Genomic DNA, 22,781 nt, shown 5'->3' with positions numbered 1-22,781 from the left:
TATAAAAATGAAAAAATTAACCATTGGTTTAATTGGTAATCCTAATTCCGGCAAGACCACCTTATTTAACCAACTCACCGGCGCGCGTCAGCGCGTGGGGAACTGGGCGGGCGTCACCGTCGAGCGTAAAGAGGGCCAGTTCGCGACAACTGACCACCAGGTCACGCTGGTAGATTTACCCGGCACCTATTCTCTGACGACCATCTCGTCACAAACCTCTCTCGACGAACAGATCGCCTGCCACTACATCCTGAGCGGCGACGCCGACCTGTTGATAAACGTTGTGGACGCCTCCAATCTGGAGCGCAACCTCTATTTGACGCTGCAACTGCTGGAGCTGGGTATTCCCTGTATTGTCGCGCTCAACATGCTGGATATCGCCGAAAAACAGCAGGTTCGTATTGATGTCGACGCTCTGTCCACGCGTCTGGGTTGCCCTGTCGTACCGCTGGTATCGACTCGCGGCCGCGGTATCGAGGCGCTGAAACTGGCCATTGACCGTCACAACGCTAACGACAACGTCGAACTGGTGCATTATGCCCAGCCGCTGCTGCGCGAAGCAGGTTTCCTGGCCGACGCGATGGCCCAGGAGATGCCTTTACAACAGCGCCGCTGGCTGGGTCTGCAAATGCTGGAGGGCGATATCTACAGCCGGGCCTACGCAGGCGAAGCGGCGCAAAACCTGGACACCTCCCTTGCCCGTCTGAAGGACGAAATGGACGACCCGGCGCTGCATATCGCCGACGCCCGTTATCAGTGTATCGCCGCTATTTGCGACGTGGTCAGCAATACCCTGACAGCCGAACCCAGCCGCTTCACCAGGGCGGTCGATAAAATTATTCTGAACCGCTTCCTCGGCTTACCGATTTTTTTGTTCGTGATGTACCTGATGTTCCTGCTCGCCATTAACATCGGCGGCGCGTTGCAACCCCTGTTTGATGCCGGTTCCGTCGCCATCTTTATTCATGGCATTCAATGGATTGGCTACACGTTGCACTTCCCGGATTGGTTAACCATCTTCCTGGCGCAAGGTCTTGGCGGCGGGATCAATACCGTCCTGCCGCTGGTGCCGCAAATCGGGATGATGTACCTGTTCCTCTCCTTCCTTGAAGACTCCGGTTATATGGCGCGCGCGGCCTTCGTCATGGATCGCCTGATGCAGGCGCTGGGACTACCGGGTAAATCCTTCGTGCCGCTGATTGTCGGCTTCGGCTGTAACGTACCTTCCGTGATGGGCGCCCGCACGCTTGACGCTCCGCGCGAACGCCTGATGACCATCATGATGGCGCCGTTTATGTCCTGTGGCGCGCGCCTGGCGATTTTCGCCGTCTTTGCCGCCGCCTTCTTCGGGCAAAACGGCGCGCTGGCGGTCTTCTCGCTGTACGTGCTGGGTATTGTCATGGCGGTATTAACCGGCCTGATGCTGAAGCATACCATTATGCGCGGCGAAGCCTCTCCGTTTGTGATGGAGCTGCCGGTTTACCACGTCCCGCATATCAAGAGCCTGATCATCCAGACCTGGCAACGCCTGAAAGGTTTTGTACTACGCGCCGGTAAAGTCATTATCATCGTGAGTATTTTCCTGAGCGCGTTTAACAGTTTCTCGCTGAGCGGCAAAATCGTCGATAACATTAATGACTCCGCCCTCGCCTCTGTAAGCCGGGTCATCACGCCAGTCTTTAAACCGATCGGCGTCCATGAGGATAACTGGCAAGCGACCGTGGGTCTGTTTACGGGCGCCATGGCGAAAGAAGTTGTCGTCGGTACGCTGAACACGCTCTACACCGCCGAAAATATTCAGGACGAAGCGTTTAATCCTGCCGATTTTCACCTCGGCGATGAACTGCTGGGCGCGGTTGACGATACCTGGCAAAGCCTGAAAGACACCTTTAGCCTGAGCGTACTGGCTAACCCGATCGAAGCGAGTAAAGGCGACGGCGAAATGGCGACCGGCGCGATGGGCGTGATGGATCAAAAATTCGGCAGCGCCGCGGCGGCGTACAGTTACCTGATTTTTGTCCTGCTTTACGTACCGTGTATCTCGGTAATGGGCGCTATCGCCCGCGAATCCAGCCGCGGCTGGATGGGCTTCTCCATCCTGTGGGGACTGAATATCGCCTATTCGCTCGCCACGCTGTTCTACCAGGTTACCAGCTTCAGTCAACACCCGACATACAGCCTGATCTGTATTCTGGCGGTAATCATCTTTAACGTTGTGGTATTAAGTCTGCTACGCCGCGCCCGCAGCCGTGTAGACATTGAACTGCTGGCAACCCGCAAAAACGTCAGTTCCTGTTGTTCGGGCACTGCGGGCAATTGTCACTAAGGGATGTAAAAAATGGCTTCATTGATACAGGTTCGCGATCTACTGGCGCTGCGGGGGCGTATGGAGGCAACGCAGATCAGCCATACGCTGCACGCTCCGCAGCCCATGATCGACGCCATGCTGAATCAACTGGAGATCATGGGTAAAGCGGTACGTATCCCGGAAGAAGCGGACGGCTGCCTTTCAGGCAGCTGTAAAAGTTGTCCGGAAGGTAAAGCCTGCCTGCGCGAATGGTGGGCCTTGCGTTAACCTTCGCCGGGTAGCGACGTAACGCGTCTTATCCGGCCTTTATCCCGCGTTATGTTGCCCGGTACGCGTCACGCTGCCGGGCAATTTTGCGTCATGCCTTCCACAAAGATGAAAGCATTACCGCCGTGCGCATTTATCTCCCCACGCGCCTCGCAAGCGCGCTAATCCTCTACTGCAATCAGCCCGGTCTGCGCGTAGTGTCACGCCATTGAACTTCACCGATGACGGATCGATATGGCGACCTCAACAACATCCACGCCGCATGACGCGGTATTCAAACAGTTTTTATGCCACCCCGATACTGCACGGGATTTTTTGGAAATCCATCTCCCGTCGACATTACGTCAAATCTGTAATCTGAATACGTTACGGCTGGAGTCCGGTAGCTTTATTGAAGAGGATTTACGCCCCCATTATTCCGATATTCTTTGGTCGCTGGAAACAAGTGAAGGTGAAGGTTACATTTACGTGGTTATTGAACATCAGAGTACGCCGGACGCGCATATGGCATTTCGGCTGATGCGTTACGCAATGGCTGCAATGCAACGGCATCTGGAGGCCGGGCATAAGACGTTGCCGTTAGTTGTGCCAATGCTGTTTTATCACGGAAACCGCAGCCCGTATCCGTTCTCATTATGCTGGCTGGATGAATTTGCCGACCCGGTGATGGCGCGTAAGCTATACGCCACCGCCTTTCCTCTGGTCGATATTACGGTCGTGCCGGATGACGAGATTATGCGGCACCGACGGGTCGCACTGCTGGAACTCATACAAAAACACATCCGCCAGCGTGATCTGATGGGGCTTGTCGAACAGCTGGTCGCCCTGCTGGTTAAGGGATACGCTAATGACACCCAGCTTCAAAGTTTGTTTAATTACATGATGCACACTGGCGACGCCGCGCGCTTCAATACGTTTATCCGCCAGGTGGCTATGCGTATCCCACAGCATAAGGAGAAGATCATGACTATCGCAGACAGATTACGTCAGGAAGGACATCGTAACGGGTTACAGCAAGGCAAGCAGGAAGGCCAACGGCTCGCCGCATTGCGCATTGCCCGCTCCATGCTAAACGATGGTTTCGATCGCGATACCGTGCTTAGGGTTACCGGGCTGGCGCCTGCCGATCTGGCGTCTGAAAGTCATTAATCTGGCAGAATGGCCTGTGCCCGGCAACGCCCTGGTTACAGCGATGATTTTAACGTCATCAGCGCCTGACAAAACGCCGCCGGATGCGAGATAAACGGCGCATGGGCCGCCTTCGCCATTATCTGTGATGTACTGTGCGGCCATAACGTATCGAGCAAAGGCACGATTTTACGCGGCACCAGACCGTCCAGATAACCATACAAACGCAAAAAGGGCATGTTCACATTTTTAAGCGCTTCTCGTAGATCGACCGTTTTTAAGATTTCCAGTCCGCCATTGAGCACGTCTACATCCGGCATAGGCTGCGCCAGCACCACGCTTTTTAAGGTGCGGGCATCCTGACGCGCCGTCTCCGTCCCTAACGTTTGCAGCGCCAGAAAACGCTCCACCGTGCGCTGAAAATCGTCGCTAAGCTGCTGCTGGAATCCGCCGAGGATTTCCGGTTTTATTCCCGGCCACCCCTCACGCGCGCTAAAGCATGGCGAAGAGGCGACTGTCACCAGCGCCTGAACGCGTTCAGGGTGGGTGAGCGCCATCTGACTCGCCACCAGGCCACCCAGGCTCCAGCCAAGCCAGATAGCCTGGTCCGGCGCGTTTTTCGCTACCTGCGCCGTCATCTCTTCAAACGTCATAGCGCCAAACCCCGAACTACGGCCATAGCCCGGCAAGTCGACCAGATGCAGCGTAAAATGCGAGCCGAGTTCCTCGCGAATGCAATGCCATACCTCCGCGTTCAATCCCCATCCGTGCAGCAGCACAAGATGACAATTTCCCTCGCCGTAGGTCTGCCACCAGATGTCATTCATCAGTTACTGTTCTCTTTTGTCTAACAAGGATGCACCTATGCTAACAGTACCGGGATTATGCTGGCTATGCCGAATGCCGCTGGCGTTAAGCCACTGGGGGATTTGTTCCGTATGCGCGCGCGCCGTCCGCCAGCGCGTCAGCCTGTGCCCGCAATGCGGATTACCCGCCGCGCATCCTTCGCTCCCCTGCGGTCGCTGCCTGCAAAAACCTCCGCCCTGGCAGCGTCTGGTGAGCGTCAGTGACTATACGCCGCCCTTGAGTTTACTGGTGCATCAGCTTAAATTTACCCGCCGCAGCGAAATTGCCGCCGCTCTGGCGCGTCTACTGTTGCAGGAAGTACTCATGGCGCGCCGCAGCACTGGCTTGCAGCTTCCCGACAGAATCGTCAGCGTTCCGCTCTGGTCGCGCCGACACTGGCGGCGGGGATTTAACCAAAGCGATCTGTTATGCCAACCGTTAGCGCGTTGGCTTGGCTGCGCGTGGGACAGCCAGACCATCACGCGGGTACGGGCGACCGCAACACAACATCATCTCAGCGCCAGGTTACGTAAGCGCAATTTGAAAAACGCGTTTCGCCTTGAATTGCCGGTACAGGGTCTCCATATGGTTATTGTGGATGATGTCGTCACTACCGGAAGTACCGTCGCGGAAATCGCGCAACTGCTTTTGCGCAACGGCGCAGCGACTGTCCAGGTATGGTGCCTGTGTCGAACCTTGTAGAGCCTCGATGATGGGCGTATTATAACCAACTAAAATAGTCAACTATTAGGCCATTACTATGATCCGTATTTCCGATGCTGCACAAGCGCACTTTGCCAAACTGCTGGCAAATCAGGAAGAAGGGACGCAAATCCGCGTATTTGTCATTAATCCCGGCACTCCTAACGCAGAGTGCGGTGTTTCTTATTGTCCGCCCGACGCCGTAGAAGCCACCGATACTGCACTGAAATTTGACCTGTTGACCGCTTATGTCGACGAGCTGAGCGCGCCCTATCTGGAAGACGCGGAAATTGATTTCGTGACCGACCAGCTAGGTTCTCAACTCACATTGAAAGCGCCAAACGCGAAGATGCGCAAAGTGGCCGATGACGCGCCGCTGATGGAGCGCGTGGAATATGCTCTGCAATCGCAGATTAACCCACAGTTGGCGGGCCACGGCGGTCGCGTCTCGCTGATGGAAATTACCGATGAAGGCTATGCAATTCTGCAGTTTGGCGGCGGTTGTAACGGTTGCTCGATGGTTGACGTCACGCTGAAAGAAGGGATCGAGAAACAGTTGCTGAATGAATTCCCGGAACTGAAAGGGGTTCGCGATCTGACCGAACACCAGCGCGGCGAGCACTCCTACTACTAAGATTTTCCCCGCATCCATGCCCGATGGCGCTTGCGCCTGTCGGGCCTTGTCTGCCCCACCGTAGGCCGAATAAGGCGTCTACTCCGCCATTCTGCGCTATCAGCCACCTCTCAGAACAATGGTTCTTCTTTCGCCGATAACATGACCTGTGTCTCATAATTTAAATTTTGCCTGCCAGGGTCATTTTCAACACCTATATGTTACCCGTATCATTCTTATGGGCACCTAACATCCATATAACATCTGACTACGCTCATTCGTTTCAACGGTAATCAGTATTGGTGCTATTGCGACTCTGTTCCCGTCGGGAACAACAGGAATTTGTCGTCGAAACAATGACGTTACCCATAACAAAGTAAAGGCCAGGTAAATCATGCCATTAGTCATCGTTGCTATCGGTGTTATCTTGTTACTTCTTCTGATGATCCGCTTCAAAATGAACGGATTTATCGCCCTTGTCCTGGTAGCGCTCGCTGTCGGGTTGATGCAGGGAATGCCGCTGGATAAAGTCATCGGCTCCATCAAAGCCGGTGTCGGCGGTACGCTTGGCAGTCTGGCCCTGATTATGGGGTTCGGCGCCATGCTGGGCAAAATGCTTGCCGACTGCGGCGGCGCTCAACGTATCGCCACTACCCTGATCGCGAAATTTGGTAAAAAGCATATTCAGTGGGCCGTAGTGTTAACCGGCTTTACCGTCGGCTTCGCTCTGTTCTATGAAGTGGGCTTCGTTCTGATGCTGCCGCTGGTATTCACCATTGCCGCAGCGGCGAATATCCCGTTACTGTACGTCGGCGTGCCGATGGCCGCGGCGCTCTCCGTCACACACGGCTTCCTGCCGCCGCACCCGGGCCCAACCGCGATCGCCACGATTTTTCATGCCGATATGGGTAAGACGCTGCTGTTTGGTACGATTCTGGCAATCCCGACCGTGATCCTTGCCGGACCGGTTTACGCCCGTTTCCTGAAAGGTATCGATAAGCCGATCCCGGAAGGCCTGTACAGCGCGAAAACTTTTACGGAAGAAGAGATGCCGGGCTTTGGCGTCAGCGTCTGGACGTCGCTGGTTCCGGTGATTCTGATGGCGATGCGTGCGGTTGCCGAGATGATTCTGCCAAAAGGCCACGCTTTCCTGCCCGTTGCCGAGTTCCTGGGCGACCCGGTAATGGCTACGTTAATTGCCGTACTGATTGCAATGTTCACCTTTGGCCTGAACCGCGGGCGTTCAATGGATCAGATTAACGATACGCTGGTCTCTTCCATCAAAATTATCGCCATGATGCTGCTGATCATCGGCGGCGGCGGCGCGTTCAAGCAGGTGCTGGTCGATAGCGGCGTGGATAAATACATCGCTTCAATGATGCATGAAACCAATGTCTCTCCGCTGTTGATGGCGTGGTCTATCGCGGCGGTGCTGCGTATCGCGCTGGGCTCTGCGACTGTCGCGGCGATTACCGCAGGCGGCATTGCGGCGCCGCTGATCGCCACTACCGGCGTTAGCCCTGAACTGATGGTTATCGCAGTCGGTTCCGGGAGCGTGATTTTCTCTCACGTCAACGACCCGGGCTTCTGGCTGTTCAAAGAGTATTTCAATTTGACTATCGGCGAGACCATTAAATCCTGGTCGATGCTGGAAACGATCATCTCCGTCTGCGGCCTGATCGGCTGTCTGCTACTGGGTATGGTGGTTTAAGCGAGGCGGCTTGTAGGCCGGATAAGGCAGCAATGTGCGCCAGGATTGCCTGATGGCGCTGCGCTTATCAGGCCTACGTGCTCTCACCATAATAAAGCCGGGGAAATCCCCGGCTTTATTACTTCTTCTTCGCGGCCGCTTTTCGGCGCTTATCCAAATCCTTAATCAGCTTGTTTACGCCCTCATCGGCAAACATCTGCTCCAGCGTGGCGGTGAGCTTCCGTCGCCAGTTTTTATACTGATCGCTGGTGCCCGGTACGTTAACCGGATCGGCCATATCCAGCCAGTCCTCCGGCTGAAGCCCCAACAGACCGCTGTTACTGTCGGCGATGTAGCGCTGAAGCCCGCGATTTAGCGTTAGCGTCATCGACATTAACGATGCCTTATGCCCGGCGCGTTTTGGTAGACAGCCATATTTATGCAGCGCGTCCAATAGCCCCTGTTTCGCCCGCTCGCGATCCTCATACAGCCCGCGCAGAATCACTTCATCCGGATAAAGCCCCAGAGCTTTACCCAACGTCAGGTCACCGCATTCCCAATAGCCGCGCAGCGTGGGGAGATCGTGCGTCGAGGCGACAGCCATCGATTGTTGCGGATACGCGCCTGGCGCGCGGAAGTTTTTCTCAAGGTCATTTTCAAACCACAACACTTTATAAGAATAGACCCCGCTATCGCGCAGCTTGCCGACAATCTCAACTGGCACCGTCCCCAGATCTTCGCCTATCACCATACAGCGGTGACGTTGGCTCTCCAGGGCCAGAATAGCCAACAGATCGTCAACCGGATACTGAACATATGCCCCGCGATCCGCGGTTTCGCCATACGGTATCCACCACAGACGCAGCAACGACATGACATGGTCAATGCGCAACGCGCCGCAGTTTTGCATATTGGCGCGCAGCAGGTCGATAAAGGGCTCATAGGCCCGGGCGACAATAATATGCGGGTCCATTGGCGGCAGCCCCCAGTTCTGACCGAGCGGGCCGAGGATATCCGGCGGCGCGCCGACAGATGCTTTCAGGCAGTACAGCTCCCGGTCGCACCAGGTTTCCGCGCCGCCTTCCGCTACGCCAACCGCCAGATCGCGGTACAGACCAATCGGTAGTTTAAAACTCTGGCAGGTATCCCAGCAGGCGGCGAATTGGCGCCAGGCCAGCCACTGAAGCCAGAGGTAAAACTCCACCTCTTCGCGGTGCGCTTCACAGAATTGTTTGACAGCGGGAGACTCTATCGACTGGTACGACTCCGGCCAGGCTGGCCAGCCCCAGCGCTGCTCATCCTCTTTCACCTGATACGCATGCAGCGCGTCGAATGCCGCCTGCCAGTAAAGGCTCTCGCCTTCGCGGGCGATAAAGTGACGAAACTCCGCCATTTGCGCATCGTCGCGAGCGGCAAACCGCGTCCACGCCATCCGCAGCGCCGTGATTTTCAGCGCGGTAACGGTAGCGTAATCCACCCATTGCGCATCGCGCGCCTGTCGCAGCTTTTGCTGTGTGGCGGGCATTTGCCACCATGCCTGTGCCTCTTCGCTCAGGCGGAAATCTTCGACGGCGTTGACGTCGATATATATCACGTTCAGCCAGCGACGAGACGAGGGGCTGTAGGGACTGGCGCTCTCCGGATTCGCCGGATAAAGCGCGTGGATCGGGTTCAGGCCGATAAACGCGCCGCCGCGTGTCGCCACGTCGACCAGCATCGACTTCAAATCGCCGAAATCGCCAATACCCCAGTTTTTTTCTGAACGCAGAGTATAAAGCTGGACGCAGGCCCCCCACAGTTTTTTCCCCTCCAGCAGCGCCTGCGGCTCATAGCATCGCGGCGGGGCAACGATAATACGGCAGTGCGTACGCTGTTCATCCTGAGTCAACGTCAGGGTGTGGTAGCCCTCCGGCAATGTAGCCGGAAGGTTAAGTTTTTTACCGCCCGTCACGCGCCCTTTGTAATGCACGCCCTCTTCCGTAGTCAGCAGCCAGGCAAACTCACCGCGCCCCTCAACCGGCAACGCCATTTTTTTACCCGCGGTATAAACCTTCACATTCGGCACGACCGCCTGTGGTCCTGTTGTCGTGCCGTGCATCGCCGCCAGCAAACGTCTCTTGGTTTCAGCGCCAATAGACTGCGGTTTGCCATGAGCATTGATGTAACTGGGGCTGATCCCCGCCGCCAGCGCGGCACTATCGAGACGTTTATTTTCCATCGCGCTCCCTTAGCGTTTTGCCTGCCAGATACGGGCCTGATAATCGCGAATAGAGCGATCGGAACTGAACATACCGCAGCGCGCGGTATTGAGGATCGCGGCGCGCGTCCACGCTTCCTGGTCGCGATACAGCGCATCCACCTGCTTTTGCGCCTCGACATAAGCGGCGAAGTCCGCCATGACCAGGTACGGATCGCCCCCCTGTTTGCCGAGGCTATGCAGCATCTGGTCAAAGGCATGTTTATCGCCATCGCTGTATTGACCGCTTTCCAGCTCTTTTAGCACCGCATCCAGCACTTTGTCTTTTTTACGCCATTTCACCGGATCGTAGCCTTTGGCTTTGAGCGCCTTGACCTCTTCCACAGTATGGCCAAAGATAAAGATATTCTCTTCACCCACCTTCTCAGCGATTTCAACGTTAGCGCCGTCCAGCGTTCCCACAGTCAACGCCCCGTTCAGTGCCAGTTTCATGTTGCCGGTGCCGGACGCCTCTTTCCCGGCAGTAGAAATTTGCTCGGAAATATCCGCCGCCGGAATGAGCATTTCCGCCGCCGAGACGCAGTAATCCGGCAGGAAAACCACCTTCAGCTTATCACCCACCGCCGGGTCGTTATTAATGGCTTCCGCAACCTTATTGATAGCAAAAATGATGTTCTTCGCCAGGTAATAGCCCGGCGCCGCCTTCGCGCCAAACAGGAATACGCGCGGTACGCGGTCAGCCTGCGGGTTTTCGCGGATCTCTTTGTACAGCGCCAGAATATGCAACAGATTCAGATGCTGACGCTTGTACTCGTGCAGGCGTTTGATCTGAATATCAAAAATCGCGTTGCTTGAAATCTCAATCCCGGTACGGGCCTTGATGAATTTCACCAGCCGTTCTTTGTTCGCCCGTTTGATGTCGCGATACTGCTGACGGAATGTGGCGTCGTCAGCGTATTTTTCGAGGTTGATCAACTGGTCGAGATCGTTAGCCCACTCTTTTTTCAGCGTTTTATCCAGCAACGCCGCAAGCTGCGGATTGCACTGTTTAATCCAGCGACGCGGCGTAATGCCGTTGGTGACATTGTGGAATTTGTTCGGCCAAAGCTGGTGATATTCCGGGAACAGATCTTTCACCACCAGATCGGAGTGCAGCGCCGCCACACCGTTGACCGCAAAGCCGCTGACCACGCACATATTGGCCATGCGTACCTGACGGTCGTGCACCACCGCCAGTTTTGCCCATACCTGCTTATCGCCAGGCCAGGTCTTATCGACCAGCGTCTTAAAGCGATCGTTAATCTGCTTGATAATCTGCATATGACGCGGCAACAGCGCTTTCACCAGCTTCTCATCCCAGCACTCCAGCGCTTCTGGCATCAGGGTGTGGTTGGTGTAGGCGAAGGTTTTGCTGGTGATAGCCCAGGCGTCATCCCAGCTCAGTTGGTGCTCGTCAATCAGCACGCGCAGCAGTTCCGGAATGGCGATGGTCGGGTGAGTATCGTTCAATTGAATGACCTCGTAATCCGCCAGCTCATGCAGTTTGCGTCCAGCCAGATGATGGCGGCGCAGAATATCCGCTACCGAGCAGGCGCACTGGAAGTATTGCTGCATCAGGCGCAGTTTTTTGCCCGCCGTGTGGTTATCGTTGGGATAAAGGACCTTCGTCAGTTTTTCCGCATCGATACCCTGCTGTTCCGCCCGCAGGAAAGCGCCGTCGTTGAATTTGGTCAGATCAAACGGATGCGCGTGGGTCGCCTGCCACAAACGCAGCGGTTGCGCGACGCCGTTACGATAGCCTAACACAGGCAGATCCCAGGCCTGGCCTGTAATCACAAAACCGGGTTCCCAGCGCCCTTCTTTGGTGACTTTACCGCCGATCCCAACCTGGACGTCCAGCGCCTCGTTGTGGCGGAACCACGGATAGCTGCCGCGATGCCAGTCATCCGGCGCTTCCACCTGCTTGCCCTCAACAAATGACTGACGGAACAGCCCATACTGGTAGTTCAGACCATAGCCCGTAGCGGACTGCCCGACGGTGGCCATCGAATCGAGGAAGCAGGCGGCCAGACGTCCCAGACCACCGTTGCCGAGCGCCGGATCGACTTCCTCTTCCAGCAGATTGGTCAGATTAATATCGTGCGCTTTCAGCACATCGCTAACGTCCTGGTACCATCCCAGATTTAACAGGTTATTTCCCGTCAGGCGGCCAATCAAAAATTCCATCGAAATGTAGTTCACATGACGCTGGCCTTTCGTCGGCTGCGCTACCGGTTGCGCGCTCAGTAATTCCGCCAGCGCGCCGCTAACGGCCTGCCACCACTGACGAGGCGTCATGTCGGACGCCGACAGTAAACCGAAACGCTGCCACTGACGCGTCAGGGCGGCCTGGAATTGATCTTTATTGAAGGTTGGCTGTGACATAGGAAATCCGTCCTCGGGTAATAAAACAACGTTATCGCTAGTTTGCCAGGCTCGATGTTGACCTTCCTCCTCCCGGCAATGATTAGGGAGGGAGGAGGAGCGGGGATGAGCATAAAAGTGTGATCGCCGCCACTTACCCCTGTATAAACGCGCCGATTCCTGCCAACGACACCCAGTGTTACGCATAATCAAATGAATAAACAGAAATAACAGTAAATCGCGAAGGGGTATTTTCGAAGATTATATGAACGCCGAAATAGTTTCTTACCTGAAATATTCAGCAGCGGGAGGTTCACTAACTTAACATAATTAATTAAACGCCTGGTATCGCCATTGTGTTAAATCCGCATCCTGTCCAGGACATTATTTACAATAACGGAAATATGACCTCAGCCCAGCTCTGACGCTCGTTTCAACCGCGCCGAATACTTTTTTAATACCGTTATTTAGAATTGTGACAGAGTGCAAATTCAGACACATAAAAAGTCTGCTTAGCTTGCATTAAAATGCTTTCTGGCCGACCTTATATCTATTAATTACGAAGCGCAAAAAAAATCGCAGTTCCCCCCATTTCCCACAGTGAAGTGATTGCTATGTTGATTCCGTCTAAATTAAGTCGTCCGGTTCGTCTCGACCATACCGTGGTTCGTGAGCGGCTGTTGGCTAAACTTTCCGGCGCGAACAATTTCAGGCTCGCCCTGGTAACCAGTCCTGCTGGCTATGGCAAAACCACGCTTGTCTCACAGTGGGCGGCGGGCAAAAATGAATTGGGCTGGTACTCTCTCGACGAAGGCGATAACCAGCAAGAGCGATTCGCCAGTTACTTAATTGCCGCTATCCAACAGGCCACCGGCGGACACTGCTCTACCAGCGAAGCGATGGCGCAAAAACGTCAGTACGCCAGCCTGACGTCCCTCTTCGCGCAGCTCTTTATTGAACTGGCGCAGTGGCATCGCCCGCTTTATCTGGTGATTGACGACTACCATTTGATTACCAATCCGGTGATTCACGACGCGATGCGCTTTTTCTTACGGCATCAGCCGGAAAATTTCACCCTGGTGGTGTTATCGCGTAATTTGCCGCAACTGGGCATCGCTAATCTGCGCGTGCGCGATCAGCTGTTGGAAATCGGCAGCCAGCAGTTAGCTTTTAACCATCAGGAAGCAAAGCAATTTTTTGACCGTCGCCTTTCGTCGCCCATTGAAGCCGCTGAGAGCAGTCGTATGTGCGACGATGTGGCCGGTTGGGCCACTGCGCTACAGTTGATCGCCCTCTCCGCGCGCCAGAACCATACCTCTGCGCATCACTCCGCCCGCCGTCTTGCCGGGATTAATGCCAGCCACCTTTCTGATTATCTGGTGGACGAAGTACTGGATAACGTGGATGTCAGCACCCGACATTTTTTACTTAAAAGCGCGATCTTACGCTCAATGAATGACGCGTTGATTGTGCGCGTGACCGGCGAAGAAAACGGCCAGATGCGGCTGGAGGAGATTGAGCGCCAGGGGTTATTCCTGCAACGCATGGACGACACGGGCGAGTGGTTTAGCTATCACCCGTTGTTTGGTAGCTTTCTGCGCCAGCGTTGCCAGTGGGAACTGGCGGCGGAACTGCCGGAGATCCACCGCGCGGCCGCGGAAAGCTGGATGGAACAAGGTTTTCCCAGCGAAGCTATTCATCATGCGCTGGCGGCGGGTGACGCGCAAATGCTGCGCGATATCCTGCTTAACCATGCGTGGGGGCTGTTTAATCACAGTGAACTGGCGCTGCTGGAAGAGTCATTAAAAGCGCTGCCGTGGGAAAGCCTGCTGGAAAATCCGCGGCTGGTGTTGTTACAGGCCTGGCTGATGCAAAGCCAACACCGCTACAGCGAAGTGAATACGCTGCTGGCGCGCGCCGAGCAAGAGATCAAAGGGGTCATGGACGGCACGCTACATGCTGAATTTAACGCGCTGCGCGCCCAGGTCGCCATCAACGACGGCAATCCGGAAGAGGCAGAGCGGCTGGCGAAACTGGCGCTGGATGAGCTTCCTCTCGCCTGGTTTTATAGCCGCATTGTCGCGACCTCCGTTCACGGCGAAGTGCTGCACTGTAAAGGCGATCTTAGCCAGTCTTTATCGCTGATGCAGCAAACCGAACAAATGGCACGCCATCATGACGTCTGGCATTACGCGCTGTGGAGCTTAATTCAACAAAGCGAAATTCAGTTCGCCCAGGGATTCCTGCAGGCCGCATGGGAAACGCAGGAGAGAGCCTTCCAGTTGATCAAAGAGCAACATCTGGAACAACTGCCGATGCATGAGTTTCTGGTACGTATCCGCGCGCAATTGCTGTGGGCGTGGGCGCGCCTTGACGAAGCGGAGGCCTCGGCGCGCAGCGGTATCGCTGTGCTGTCCACCTTCCAGCCGCAACAACAGTTGCAGTGCCTGACGTTACTGGTGCAGTGCTCGCTGGCGCGCGGCGATCTGGATAATGCCCGTAGTCAGCTTAACCGACTGGAAAATTTATTAGGCAATGGTCGTTATCACTGCGACTGGATCTCTAACGCCGATAAGGTGCGTGTCATTTACTGGCAGTTAACCGGCGACAAAAAATCCGCCGCCAACTGGTTACGTCATACGCCCAAACCGGCGTTTGCCAATAACCATTTTCTGCAAGGGCAATGGCGGAATATCGCCCGCGCGCAGATCTTGCTGGGCGAATTCGAGCCTGCGGAAATCGTGCTGGAAGAGTTAAATGAGAATGCCCGTAGCCTGCGCTTAATGAGCGATTTAAACCGCAATCTGCTGTTACTCAATCAGCTTTACTGGCAATCCGGGCGGAAAAACGACGCCCAGCGCGTATTGCTTGATGCCTTACAGCTTGCCAACCGCACCGGATTTATCAGCCATTTTGTGATTGAAGGCGAAGCCATGGCGCAACAATTGCGTCAGCTTATCCAGCTCAATACGCTGCCGGAGATGGAGCAGCATCGCGCGCAGCGCATCCTGCGAGAGATTAACCAACATCACCGGCATAAATTCGCCCATTTTGACGAAGGCTTCGTCGAGCGCCTGCTTAACCATCCGGATGTCCCGGAGCTTATTCGCACCAGCCCGCTCACCCAGCGTGAATGGCAGGTGTTAGGGCTTATCTATTCCGGTTACAGCAACGAACAGATTGCCGGCGAACTGGCGGTGGCCGCGACCACCATTAAGACGCATATCCGCAACCTCTACCAGAAACTCGGCGTCGCGCACCGTCAGGACGCGGTACAGCACGCGCAGCAGTTGCTGAAGATGATGGGGTACGGGGTTTAAATTAATGCCTGATGAGCTTATCAGGCCTACGATCACGCGCAGAGTGTAGGCCTGATAAGACAGTCTCTTTAACACAGCTCCAGTTGGATATGGTTCTCCGTCAACACCTGCATCACGCCCGGCGGCGGCAGGGTATCGGTGTAGACCGCATCGACCATACTAATGCTGCCCATGTTTACCATCGCGTTACGGCCAAATTTAGAGTGATCCACCACCAGCATCACGTGGCGCGAATTTTCGATAATCGCGCGCTTGGTGCGTACCTCATGGTAGTCAAATTCCAGCAACGAGCCGTCGCTATCAATACCGCTAATACCGAGAATGCCGAAATCGAGACGGAACTGGGCGATAAAGTCCTGCGTCGCTTCGCCAATAATGCCGCCGTCGCGGCTACGGAGTTCGCCGCCAGCGAGGATAATACGAAAATCCTCTTTCGCCATTAGCGTGTTCGCTACGTTCAAATTGTTGGTCACGATCCGCAAATTACTGTGCCCTAACAGGGCGTGCGCTACGGCTTCCGGCGTCGTGCCGATATCAATAAACAGCGTTGAACCATTGGGGATCTGGGCCGCGACTTTGCGAGCGATGCGCTCTTTTTCTTCCGTTTGCGTCGCCTTACGATCGTGCCACGGCGTGTTCACCGAGCTGGATGGCAACGCCGCGCCGCCGTGGTGGCGCAAAATCATATTCTGTTCCGCCAGATCGTTAAGATCCCGACGAATGGTTTGCGGGCTGACAGAAAAATGCTCCACCAGCTCTTCCGTACTGACGTACCCCTGTTTTTTCACCAGTTCAATGATCGCGTCATGCCGTTGTGTTTGTTTCATGAATAATCTCTGAAAGTAACCAACCTTGCGCCGGATAGCGGCATTCGCCCTACCCGGCCTGGAAAAATATCTCGACCACAGGCCGGATACGCCTCACGTTCGTTTTCGCGCATTCAGCGTATCAACAAAGGCCATCGCTAAACCGACGATAAGCCCGGCGATGTGCGCGCCGTTCGCCATAGACATGCCAAACCAGTCAAACCAACCAGCGACTATCCACAATAATGCAAAAATAATTAAGCCGCGCTGGAGGTAAATTCCGCTTTGCGGATCGCGCTCTCCGCGCAGCCACACGTAACCCATCAGCGCATAGACGACGCCGGACAGCCCGCCAAACCACGGGCCGCTAAATTTCTGCTGTACATAGCCGCTTAGCAGCGCGCTTATCACCGTAATGACGATTAATTTACCGCTGCCCAGGCGCTTCTCTACCGCCCCGCCGAGATACCACCACCACAGCAGGTTAAAAAGAATATGCATCAGTGAGAAGTGCATAAAGATATGGGTGAAGTAGCGCCAGACTTCAAATTTTAAAACCGGATCGAACGGCCACGCCAGCCACACCATCACCGTCTGATCGCCGATGAGACTCATCGCGATATAGACCAGCACGCAGGCGAGCATCACGATCCAGGTAACAGGGCCGGCTCGTTCACGCAGCGTGGCGAGAAAGGGAAAACGGCGGTAGCGTAGCCCGCTGTTAGTCTGCCCGGACTGCCAGCTAGCCGCCAGATAACGCGGATCGCCGGGATTTTCTATAAACCGCGCCAGCTCGACCCGCACACGTTCGGCCTGCGATTCATCTGCCAGCCAGATATCGCTTTGATTATGTTGCTGAATAGTAAGAATGACGCCCTGGGTGGCCATGTAATCAACAAATGCCTGCGCCACGCGAGGATTCGCAAAGGAAGTAATCATCAACATTATTGCTGTCGCTTAGTCCATACAAAAGAAGACAGTATATATACCCTTCTCGTCGGAGGCTGCATCTTTATGGGATTACGCGCCATTCGCGACATCGGCAGGGAAACGGCGATGCCAGGCCTCAAACCCGCCGTCAATGCTGTAAACCGCATCATAGCCTTGCTGGAGCAGATACTGCGCGGCGCCTTTACTACTGTTGCCGTGATAGCACATTACCATCACCGCGGTATCGAAACCATGCTCACGCATAAACGCGCCCAGCGTATCGTTAGTCAAGTGAAACGCCTGCGGCGCATGACCCATGGCATAACTTTGCGGATCGCGAATATCGACCAGCACCGCCGCGCCCTGGTGCAGTTTCTGATACGCCTCTTCTACAGTGATACATTCAAATTGTTCCATGAATCGCTCTTTCATTATTGCCGGTGAAGCCAATTAAGGCATTTTATCGCCCAGTGTACGTTGACGGAGTAGCTTAACGCCATAATGTTATACATATCACTCTAAAATGTTTTTTCGATGTTACCAATAGCGCGTTTCTTTGCTATTATGTTCGATAACGAACATTTTTGAACTTTAACGAAAGTGCAAGAGGGCAGCATGGAAACCAAAGATCTGATCGTGATAGGCGGGGGCATTAACGGTGCAGGCATCGCGGCTGATGCCGCCGGACGCGGTTTGTCCGTACTCATGCTGGAAGCGCAGGATTTGGCCTGCGCGACCTCTTCCGCCAGTTCGAAACTTATCCACGGCGGCTTACGCTACCTTGAACACTACGAGTTCCGCCTGGTCAGCGAAGCGCTGGCAGAACGTGAAGTGCTGTTGAAAATGGCGCCGCACATCGCCTTCCCGATGCGTTTTCGTCTGCCGCACCGCCCGCATTTACGTCCGGCCTGGATGATCCGTATCGGTCTGTTTATGTACGATCACCTCGGCAAACGTACCAGTTTACCCGGTTCCACCGGTGTGCGGTTTGGCGCAGATTCGGTGCTCAAACCGGAAATCGTGCGCGGATTCGAATATTCCGACTGCTGGGTAGACGATGCGCGTCTGGTGCTGGCTAACGCACAGATGGTGGTGCGTAAAGGCGGCGAAGTCCTTACCCGTACTCGCGCAACCGCCGCTCGTCGGGAAAATGGTCTGTGGATTGTCGAAGCGGAAGATATCGACACCGGTAAAAAATATGTCTGGCAGGCGCGCGGACTGGTTAACGCCACCGGACCGTGGGTCAAACAGTTCTTCGACGAAGGGATGCATCTGCCGTCGCCGTATGGCATCCGCCTGATCAAAGGCAGCCATATCGTCGTGCCGCGCGTCCATAATCAGAAGCAGGCGTATATTCTGCAAAACGAAGATAAGCGTATCGTCTTTGTCATTCCGTGGATGGAAGAGTTTTCGATCATTGGCACAACCGATGTCGAATATAAAGGCGATCCGAAAGCAGTAAAAATTGAAGAGAGCGAAATTAATTACCTGTTGAAGGTCTATAACGCGCACTTCCAGAAACAACTGGGGCGCGATGACATCGTCTGGACGTACTCCGGCGTCCGTCCGCTGTGCGATGATGAGTCCGACTCACCGCAGGCGATCACTCGCGATTACACCCTGGATATCCATGATGAAAACGGCAAAGCGCCGCTGCTTTCCGTGTTTGGCGGTAAGCTCACGACCTACCGTAAGCTGGCCGAACATGCGATGGAAAAACTGGCGTCTTATTATCCAGGCATCGGGCCGGCATGGACCAAAACGTGCGTACTGCCCGGCGGCGACATCGACGGCAGCCGCGAAGATTACGCGGCGAAGCTGCGTCGTCGTTATCCGTTCCTGACGGAATCGCTGGCGCGCCACTATTCGCGCACTTACGGCAGCAACACGGAGTGGATTCTCGGCGAAGCCACGTCACTGCTTGATTTAGGCGAAGATTTCGGTCATGAGTTTTACGAAGCGGAACTCAAGTACCTGGTGGATCACGAATGGGTGCGCCGTACTGAAGACGCTATCTGGCGTCGCACCAAAGAAGGCATGTGGCTGACCGCCGAGCAGCAGTCCCGCATCACCCAGTGGCTGGCGGCGTATGTTGAGAAACACCAACTTTCACTGGCGTCGTAATAAAATCCGGGGCGGTTTATACCGCCCTTTTTCGCCACATACCGCATTCACTCGCCGGGTTTTGTACAGCCGGGCATATGATTAGTGATACGGTAGCGATCGACACTTATTTTGGTAATAAAGAAGGGTTTTGCCCGCGCTTCGCTATTCCAGAGAGTTTTCCCCGTTTTACACCAGCTTTTATGAGGAAAGTTGGCATAATGAACCACGCTCTCCTCCCCCAGCACGCTTTCAAAATGCGCACGTTTATCACCGTCGGCCACGCTAAATTCAGCATAAAAAAGATTGCTGTCCAGGTTAAACGTCATTTCTATTTCACTGGCGGACGATGGAAAGAACACAGGCAGCCAGGTCCAGATACCGGACTGCTCGGGTATGGCGGCATAATCAGGAAAGTAGCTTACCTGGCGATCATCGCAGGCGGTCAGCACAGCGATGATGATTAATGTTGCACCACACCGGAGGACCTGATTAATCAGCTCAGCAACAATATCTTTATGCCACGAAGTGGATTCACGCCGTGCAATACGAATATCCGCGCCGCTGGCCGGGTCTACGCCTACCCGTTCCACATATAATTTAACATCTTCCATTTAGTCCCTTTATTTCGCGGCCGGATACAGCGGCACATATCCCACATCCTGCACCAACTGTTGTCCTGCGGGCTTAGAAACCAGTCCACCAGCTTTTGTGTTTCCGCTGTGGGGTGTTCACGGGTAACCATATAAACATCAACCGTGTACGGGTAACTGCCGTTACGAATATTTTCAACCGTCGGCGCAACATCGTTTATCGCCAGTAATTTAATCTCTTTATTGCTGTGCATCTGCGTAGCGTAATAACGAAAGGTATAGCCAATGGCGTTGTGCGTATTGCGATACTCAGCCACGATATCCACCATTTCCCCCATCGCGGTTGCCACTGATGTTGTTTGCGCTGGCATCAGCTTTGTTTCTTTCATTACCTTCGCCAGCATCGCCGTTTGGCTGCCAGAGTTTTCTGGTCGCTGCCAGGGCTTAATGTCGATTGCCTCTCCGCCCACCTCATTCCAGTGGGTGATTCTTCCGCTAAAAATGCCGCGAATTTGTACATCACTCAACGATGACACGGGATTGTTTTGGTTGACGATAAACACAAACGCTTCACGTGCAAAGGGGGTGTAAACCAGTTTTACGCCACTGGCCTCGGCCAATTGCTTTTGAGCAGTGGAAGGCTGGGCGACAAAAATAAGATCGGCATTACCGTTAAGGATATTTTGATAGGCTTCAATGGTTCCCTGGTTTTCAAGGTAGTCTTCAGGGCAGATATCATCCGGAAAGCGCGTAAGCGCATAAAAAGCCGAGGCGTATAACGGCAAGCCAGCCGTTGCGCCATCGAGCCGCGGCCAATTTTGGGTGAGCAGAAGTGTCGGTTCATCGCGCAGCCCGGTTAGCTTGTTGCCCCATGTGTGCGCCTGATAATCGCGGAAATAAAGATATTCACTGCTCTCGGGAGCGGGATACTTCACGGCATAAAGATGTGACTGGTATACGGCACAGCTCCCGAAAAACAGCAGGCAAATCACCAGCAGATTACGACAAGAGTAGCCCGCACCGCCGCGTAGCACTCCCCAACGCGCACCGCCATACCCTAATGCAAAACAGAGCTGCGAGCCAACCGGGATGAGCAACACTGCCCATACCCAGCCGTTGAAAAAGGATATTACGCTGGGTACTAACCAAAGCGTTTGCACCACCTGGGCGATGGGTTTACGCCCTATCGCGCGAATATTAAGATCGGTGAGAAACATCAGGATGACCCACCCCATCAGCACCACCAGAGCGGGCATAAGCAGGCAGCAATCACGCCATTCTGGATTTACCTCTGATGCATTTCCCTTTCCCCATATTCGGCCACAGAGAAAAATTAACCCCGCGCCCAGAAGCGCTACCGGGATAATGGTCGCCTTCTCAATAGATCGCGCGACGGGGATACTATTTTCAAGAACGCTAATGTACGCCCACATTCCCCCCACGATAATCGTAATAATGTTCACCAGCAGCGGCACGCCGATAAACGCCATTATGATTGACAAAAAAAGCCAATTAGCATTTTTCATTTTTCTATCCGCTAATCCCTGCGATAACGGAAGTATAAACCCGGTAGTCCTGAGCACCCCCCATGCATTTTTCTGAAATCGCGACGTTAAAACATTCACGATAGCGGCAGACAGAAGTTGAAAGTTCCGGCTGCCGTTTTTTATTTACAGGCTCACATTAACCTGCAAGATCGATCTTTTTCCGCGCCTGCCCAACAGCATCGGCGGCCCGCAATGCCGCCTGCACAGCCTCCGGCGTAATGGTAAACGGCTCGTTGTGTATCGTTTCCCCAGTTTGACAAGACGCCCTGGCAACGGCCAGCAGTTCATCATCGCTAACGCCAGCCAGACCAATATCCGCCAGCGTGGTGGGCAAGCCTATATCTTCACAAAATTGATAAACCTCCTCGATAAGCTCAGGCGCTCTATCGGTGAGCATAAGCATTGCCAGCGTGCCAAACGCAACCTTTTCCCCATGCCAGTATTTGTGCGTGGCGGGCAGTACCGTCAGACCGTTATGAATGGCGTGCGCCGCCGCCAGCCCACCGCTTTCAAAACCAAGCCCGGATAATAGCGTATTCGCTTCAATAACATGTTCGAGCGCCGGAGTAACCTGATGTTGTTCACAGGCAAGTTTCGCCAGGCGCCCATAGCGCATCAAGGTGGTGTAGCAAAAGCGCGCCAGCTCAAATGCGGTCATCGGTCCTGGCCTGGTGGTCATATTGCCAGCCCCTTTGATGCGGCAATCTTCCGCTTCAAACCAGGTTGCCAGCGCATCGCCTATCCCGGAAACCAAAAAGCGTACCGGCGCGGCAGCAATAATACTGCTGTCCACCAGCACAAGTGTCGGGTTACGTGGAATCATCAGGTAGCGTTTGAATTTCCCTTCTGGCGTATAGATAACAACCAGTGAACTGCACGGCGCATCCGTTGAGGCCAGAGTAGGAACCACGGCAATAGGCAGCCGCAGGCTGGCGCCGGTTGCTTTTGCCGTATCCAGGGTTTTCCCACCCCCCATACCGACAATCACATCGGCGCCAATTTCCTGCGCGCGTGCGGAGATGCGAGCAATTTCCTCATCACTGCACTCGCTACTGAACACTTCGATATCAAATTCAATCACCCCGTGCAGTGCTGTTGCAACTGTATCCCGGTAGGTGTTGTGAACAACAGGATCCTGCAAAATCAGCGCCTTATGACCGAGTGCGGCCAATTCCTGCGGGAGATGCGTTGTCAACGCTCCTTTACCCTGAACATATCGTGACGGAAAGATCGCGGTAGTAACCATTGTTTCTCCTTAAAAAGCATTAAAGTTCAATATACAGAACATAAATTCCACATAAAGAATTTAATGCTGTTTACTCTGAACA

Annotated in this window: 16 protein-coding genes and 1 pseudogene; 8 read left to right on the top strand and 9 right to left on the bottom strand. The window is 54.4% G+C overall.

Features of this window, described 5'->3' with window-relative positions; genetic code table 11:
- The first annotated feature begins 7 nt into the window (after positions 1–7).
- The 3 genes from feoB to J4650_RS15450 all read left to right on the top strand — a co-directional run bounded on the left by feoB (position 8) and on the right by J4650_RS15450 (position 3,724).
- Positions 8–2,326, top strand: a complete 2,319-nt coding sequence (feoB, locus tag J4650_RS15460) for a Fe(2+) transporter permease subunit FeoB (protein WP_023216665.1) — start codon at positions 8–10, stop codon at positions 2,324–2,326.
- Positions 2,327–2,338: 12 nt separating this feature from the next.
- A complete protein-coding gene (gene feoC / locus J4650_RS15455; RefSeq protein ID WP_000157587.1) occupies positions 2,339–2,575 on the top strand; it encodes a [Fe-S]-dependent transcriptional repressor FeoC in 237 nt (78 codons plus the stop codon).
- 234 nt (positions 2,576–2,809) lie between these two features.
- Positions 2,810–3,724: an Rpn family recombination-promoting nuclease/putative transposase gene (locus J4650_RS15450; RefSeq protein ID WP_000235946.1), complete on the top strand. Its 915-nt coding sequence runs from the start codon at positions 2,810–2,812 to the stop codon at positions 3,722–3,724.
- A gap of 35 nt (positions 3,725–3,759) precedes the next feature.
- Here J4650_RS15450 and bioH read toward each other — a convergent pair whose 3' ends face one another.
- Positions 3,760–4,530 carry a pimeloyl-ACP methyl ester esterase BioH gene (gene bioH / locus J4650_RS15445; protein WP_000998138.1) on the bottom strand — a complete coding sequence of 257 codons (771 nt, stop codon included), beginning with the start codon at positions 4,528–4,530 and terminating at the stop codon, positions 3,760–3,762.
- A gap of 37 nt (positions 4,531–4,567) precedes the next feature.
- Between bioH and gntX the strand changes: the two genes are divergently transcribed.
- From gntX to gntT, 3 genes are all read left to right on the top strand, one after another.
- Complete coding sequence (gntX, locus tag J4650_RS15440; RefSeq protein WP_000958733.1) at positions 4,568–5,251, top strand: DNA utilization protein GntX; 684 nt, start codon at positions 4,568–4,570, stop codon at positions 5,249–5,251.
- A 58-nt stretch (positions 5,252–5,309) separates the two neighbouring features.
- Positions 5,310–5,885, top strand: coding sequence for a Fe-S biogenesis protein NfuA (nfuA, locus tag J4650_RS15435; RefSeq protein ID WP_000619387.1), 576 nt, complete (start codon positions 5,310–5,312; stop codon positions 5,883–5,885).
- Positions 5,886–6,258: 373 nt separating this feature from the next.
- Complete coding sequence (gene gntT, locus J4650_RS15430; RefSeq protein WP_001131741.1) at positions 6,259–7,575, top strand: gluconate transporter; 1,317 nt, start codon at positions 6,259–6,261, stop codon at positions 7,573–7,575.
- A 118-nt stretch (positions 7,576–7,693) separates the two neighbouring features.
- Here gntT and malQ read toward each other — a convergent pair whose 3' ends face one another.
- Together malQ and malP are read right to left on the bottom strand one after the other, a co-directional pair.
- The gene (malQ, locus tag J4650_RS15425) at positions 7,694–9,772 is read right to left on the bottom strand and encodes a 4-alpha-glucanotransferase (protein ID WP_023993866.1); all 2,079 of its coding nucleotides are present in this window, start codon (positions 9,770–9,772) and stop codon (positions 7,694–7,696) included.
- Between the two features lie 9 nt (positions 9,773–9,781).
- Positions 9,782–12,175 (bottom strand): maltodextrin phosphorylase, encoded by a 2,394-nt coding sequence (gene malP, locus J4650_RS15420; RefSeq protein ID WP_023993865.1) that lies wholly within the window; start codon positions 12,173–12,175, stop codon positions 9,782–9,784.
- A 593-nt stretch (positions 12,176–12,768) separates the two neighbouring features.
- On the opposite strand from malP, the gene malT reads away from it, so the two are divergent.
- A complete protein-coding gene (gene malT, locus J4650_RS15415) occupies positions 12,769–15,474 on the top strand; it encodes an HTH-type transcriptional regulator MalT (RefSeq protein WP_000907030.1) in 2,706 nt (901 codons plus the stop codon).
- Positions 15,475–15,542: 68 nt separating this feature from the next.
- On the opposite strand, the gene J4650_RS15410 is transcribed toward malT, so the two are convergent.
- The 3 genes from J4650_RS15410 to glpE all read right to left on the bottom strand — a co-directional run bounded on the left by J4650_RS15410 (position 15,543) and on the right by glpE (position 17,627).
- Positions 15,543–16,301: a DeoR/GlpR family transcriptional regulator gene (locus tag J4650_RS15410; protein WP_000815085.1), complete on the bottom strand. Its 759-nt coding sequence runs from the start codon at positions 16,299–16,301 to the stop codon at positions 15,543–15,545.
- 93 nt (positions 16,302–16,394) lie between these two features.
- A complete protein-coding gene (glpG, locus tag J4650_RS15405) occupies positions 16,395–17,225 on the bottom strand; it encodes a rhomboid family intramembrane serine protease GlpG (protein ID WP_000928702.1) in 831 nt (276 codons plus the stop codon).
- A 75-nt stretch (positions 17,226–17,300) separates the two neighbouring features.
- Positions 17,301–17,627: a thiosulfate sulfurtransferase GlpE gene (gene glpE / locus J4650_RS15400; protein ID WP_000434523.1), complete on the bottom strand. Its 327-nt coding sequence runs from the start codon at positions 17,625–17,627 to the stop codon at positions 17,301–17,303.
- 198 nt (positions 17,628–17,825) lie between these two features.
- Between glpE and glpD the strand changes: the two genes are divergently transcribed.
- A complete protein-coding gene (glpD, locus tag J4650_RS15395) occupies positions 17,826–19,334 on the top strand; it encodes a glycerol-3-phosphate dehydrogenase (protein WP_000448178.1) in 1,509 nt (502 codons plus the stop codon).
- Between the two features lie 47 nt (positions 19,335–19,381).
- On the opposite strand, the gene J4650_RS15390 is transcribed toward glpD, so the two are convergent.
- From J4650_RS15390 to J4650_RS15380, 3 genes and pseudogenes are all read right to left on the bottom strand, one after another.
- Positions 19,382–19,927 (bottom strand): hypothetical protein, encoded by a 546-nt coding sequence (locus J4650_RS15390; protein WP_000390374.1) that lies wholly within the window; start codon positions 19,925–19,927, stop codon positions 19,382–19,384.
- 9 nt (positions 19,928–19,936) lie between these two features.
- Positions 19,937–21,432: pseudogene (locus J4650_RS15385) on the bottom strand (PstS family phosphate ABC transporter substrate-binding protein).
- Between the two features lie 157 nt (positions 21,433–21,589).
- Positions 21,590–22,699, bottom strand: a complete 1,110-nt coding sequence (locus J4650_RS15380) for a glycerol dehydrogenase (protein WP_000258839.1) — start codon at positions 22,697–22,699, stop codon at positions 21,590–21,592.
- Positions 22,700–22,781: the final 82 nt, after the last annotated feature.

Origin of the sequence: Salmonella sp. 32120201201600049SM (assembly GCF_017572835.1) — a bacterium.
Classification (GTDB): domain Bacteria; phylum Pseudomonadota; class Gammaproteobacteria; order Enterobacterales; family Enterobacteriaceae; genus Salmonella; species Salmonella enterica.
Note: the sequence above shows the minus strand (reverse complement) of the source record. Positions and strands in the feature narration are given on the sequence as shown.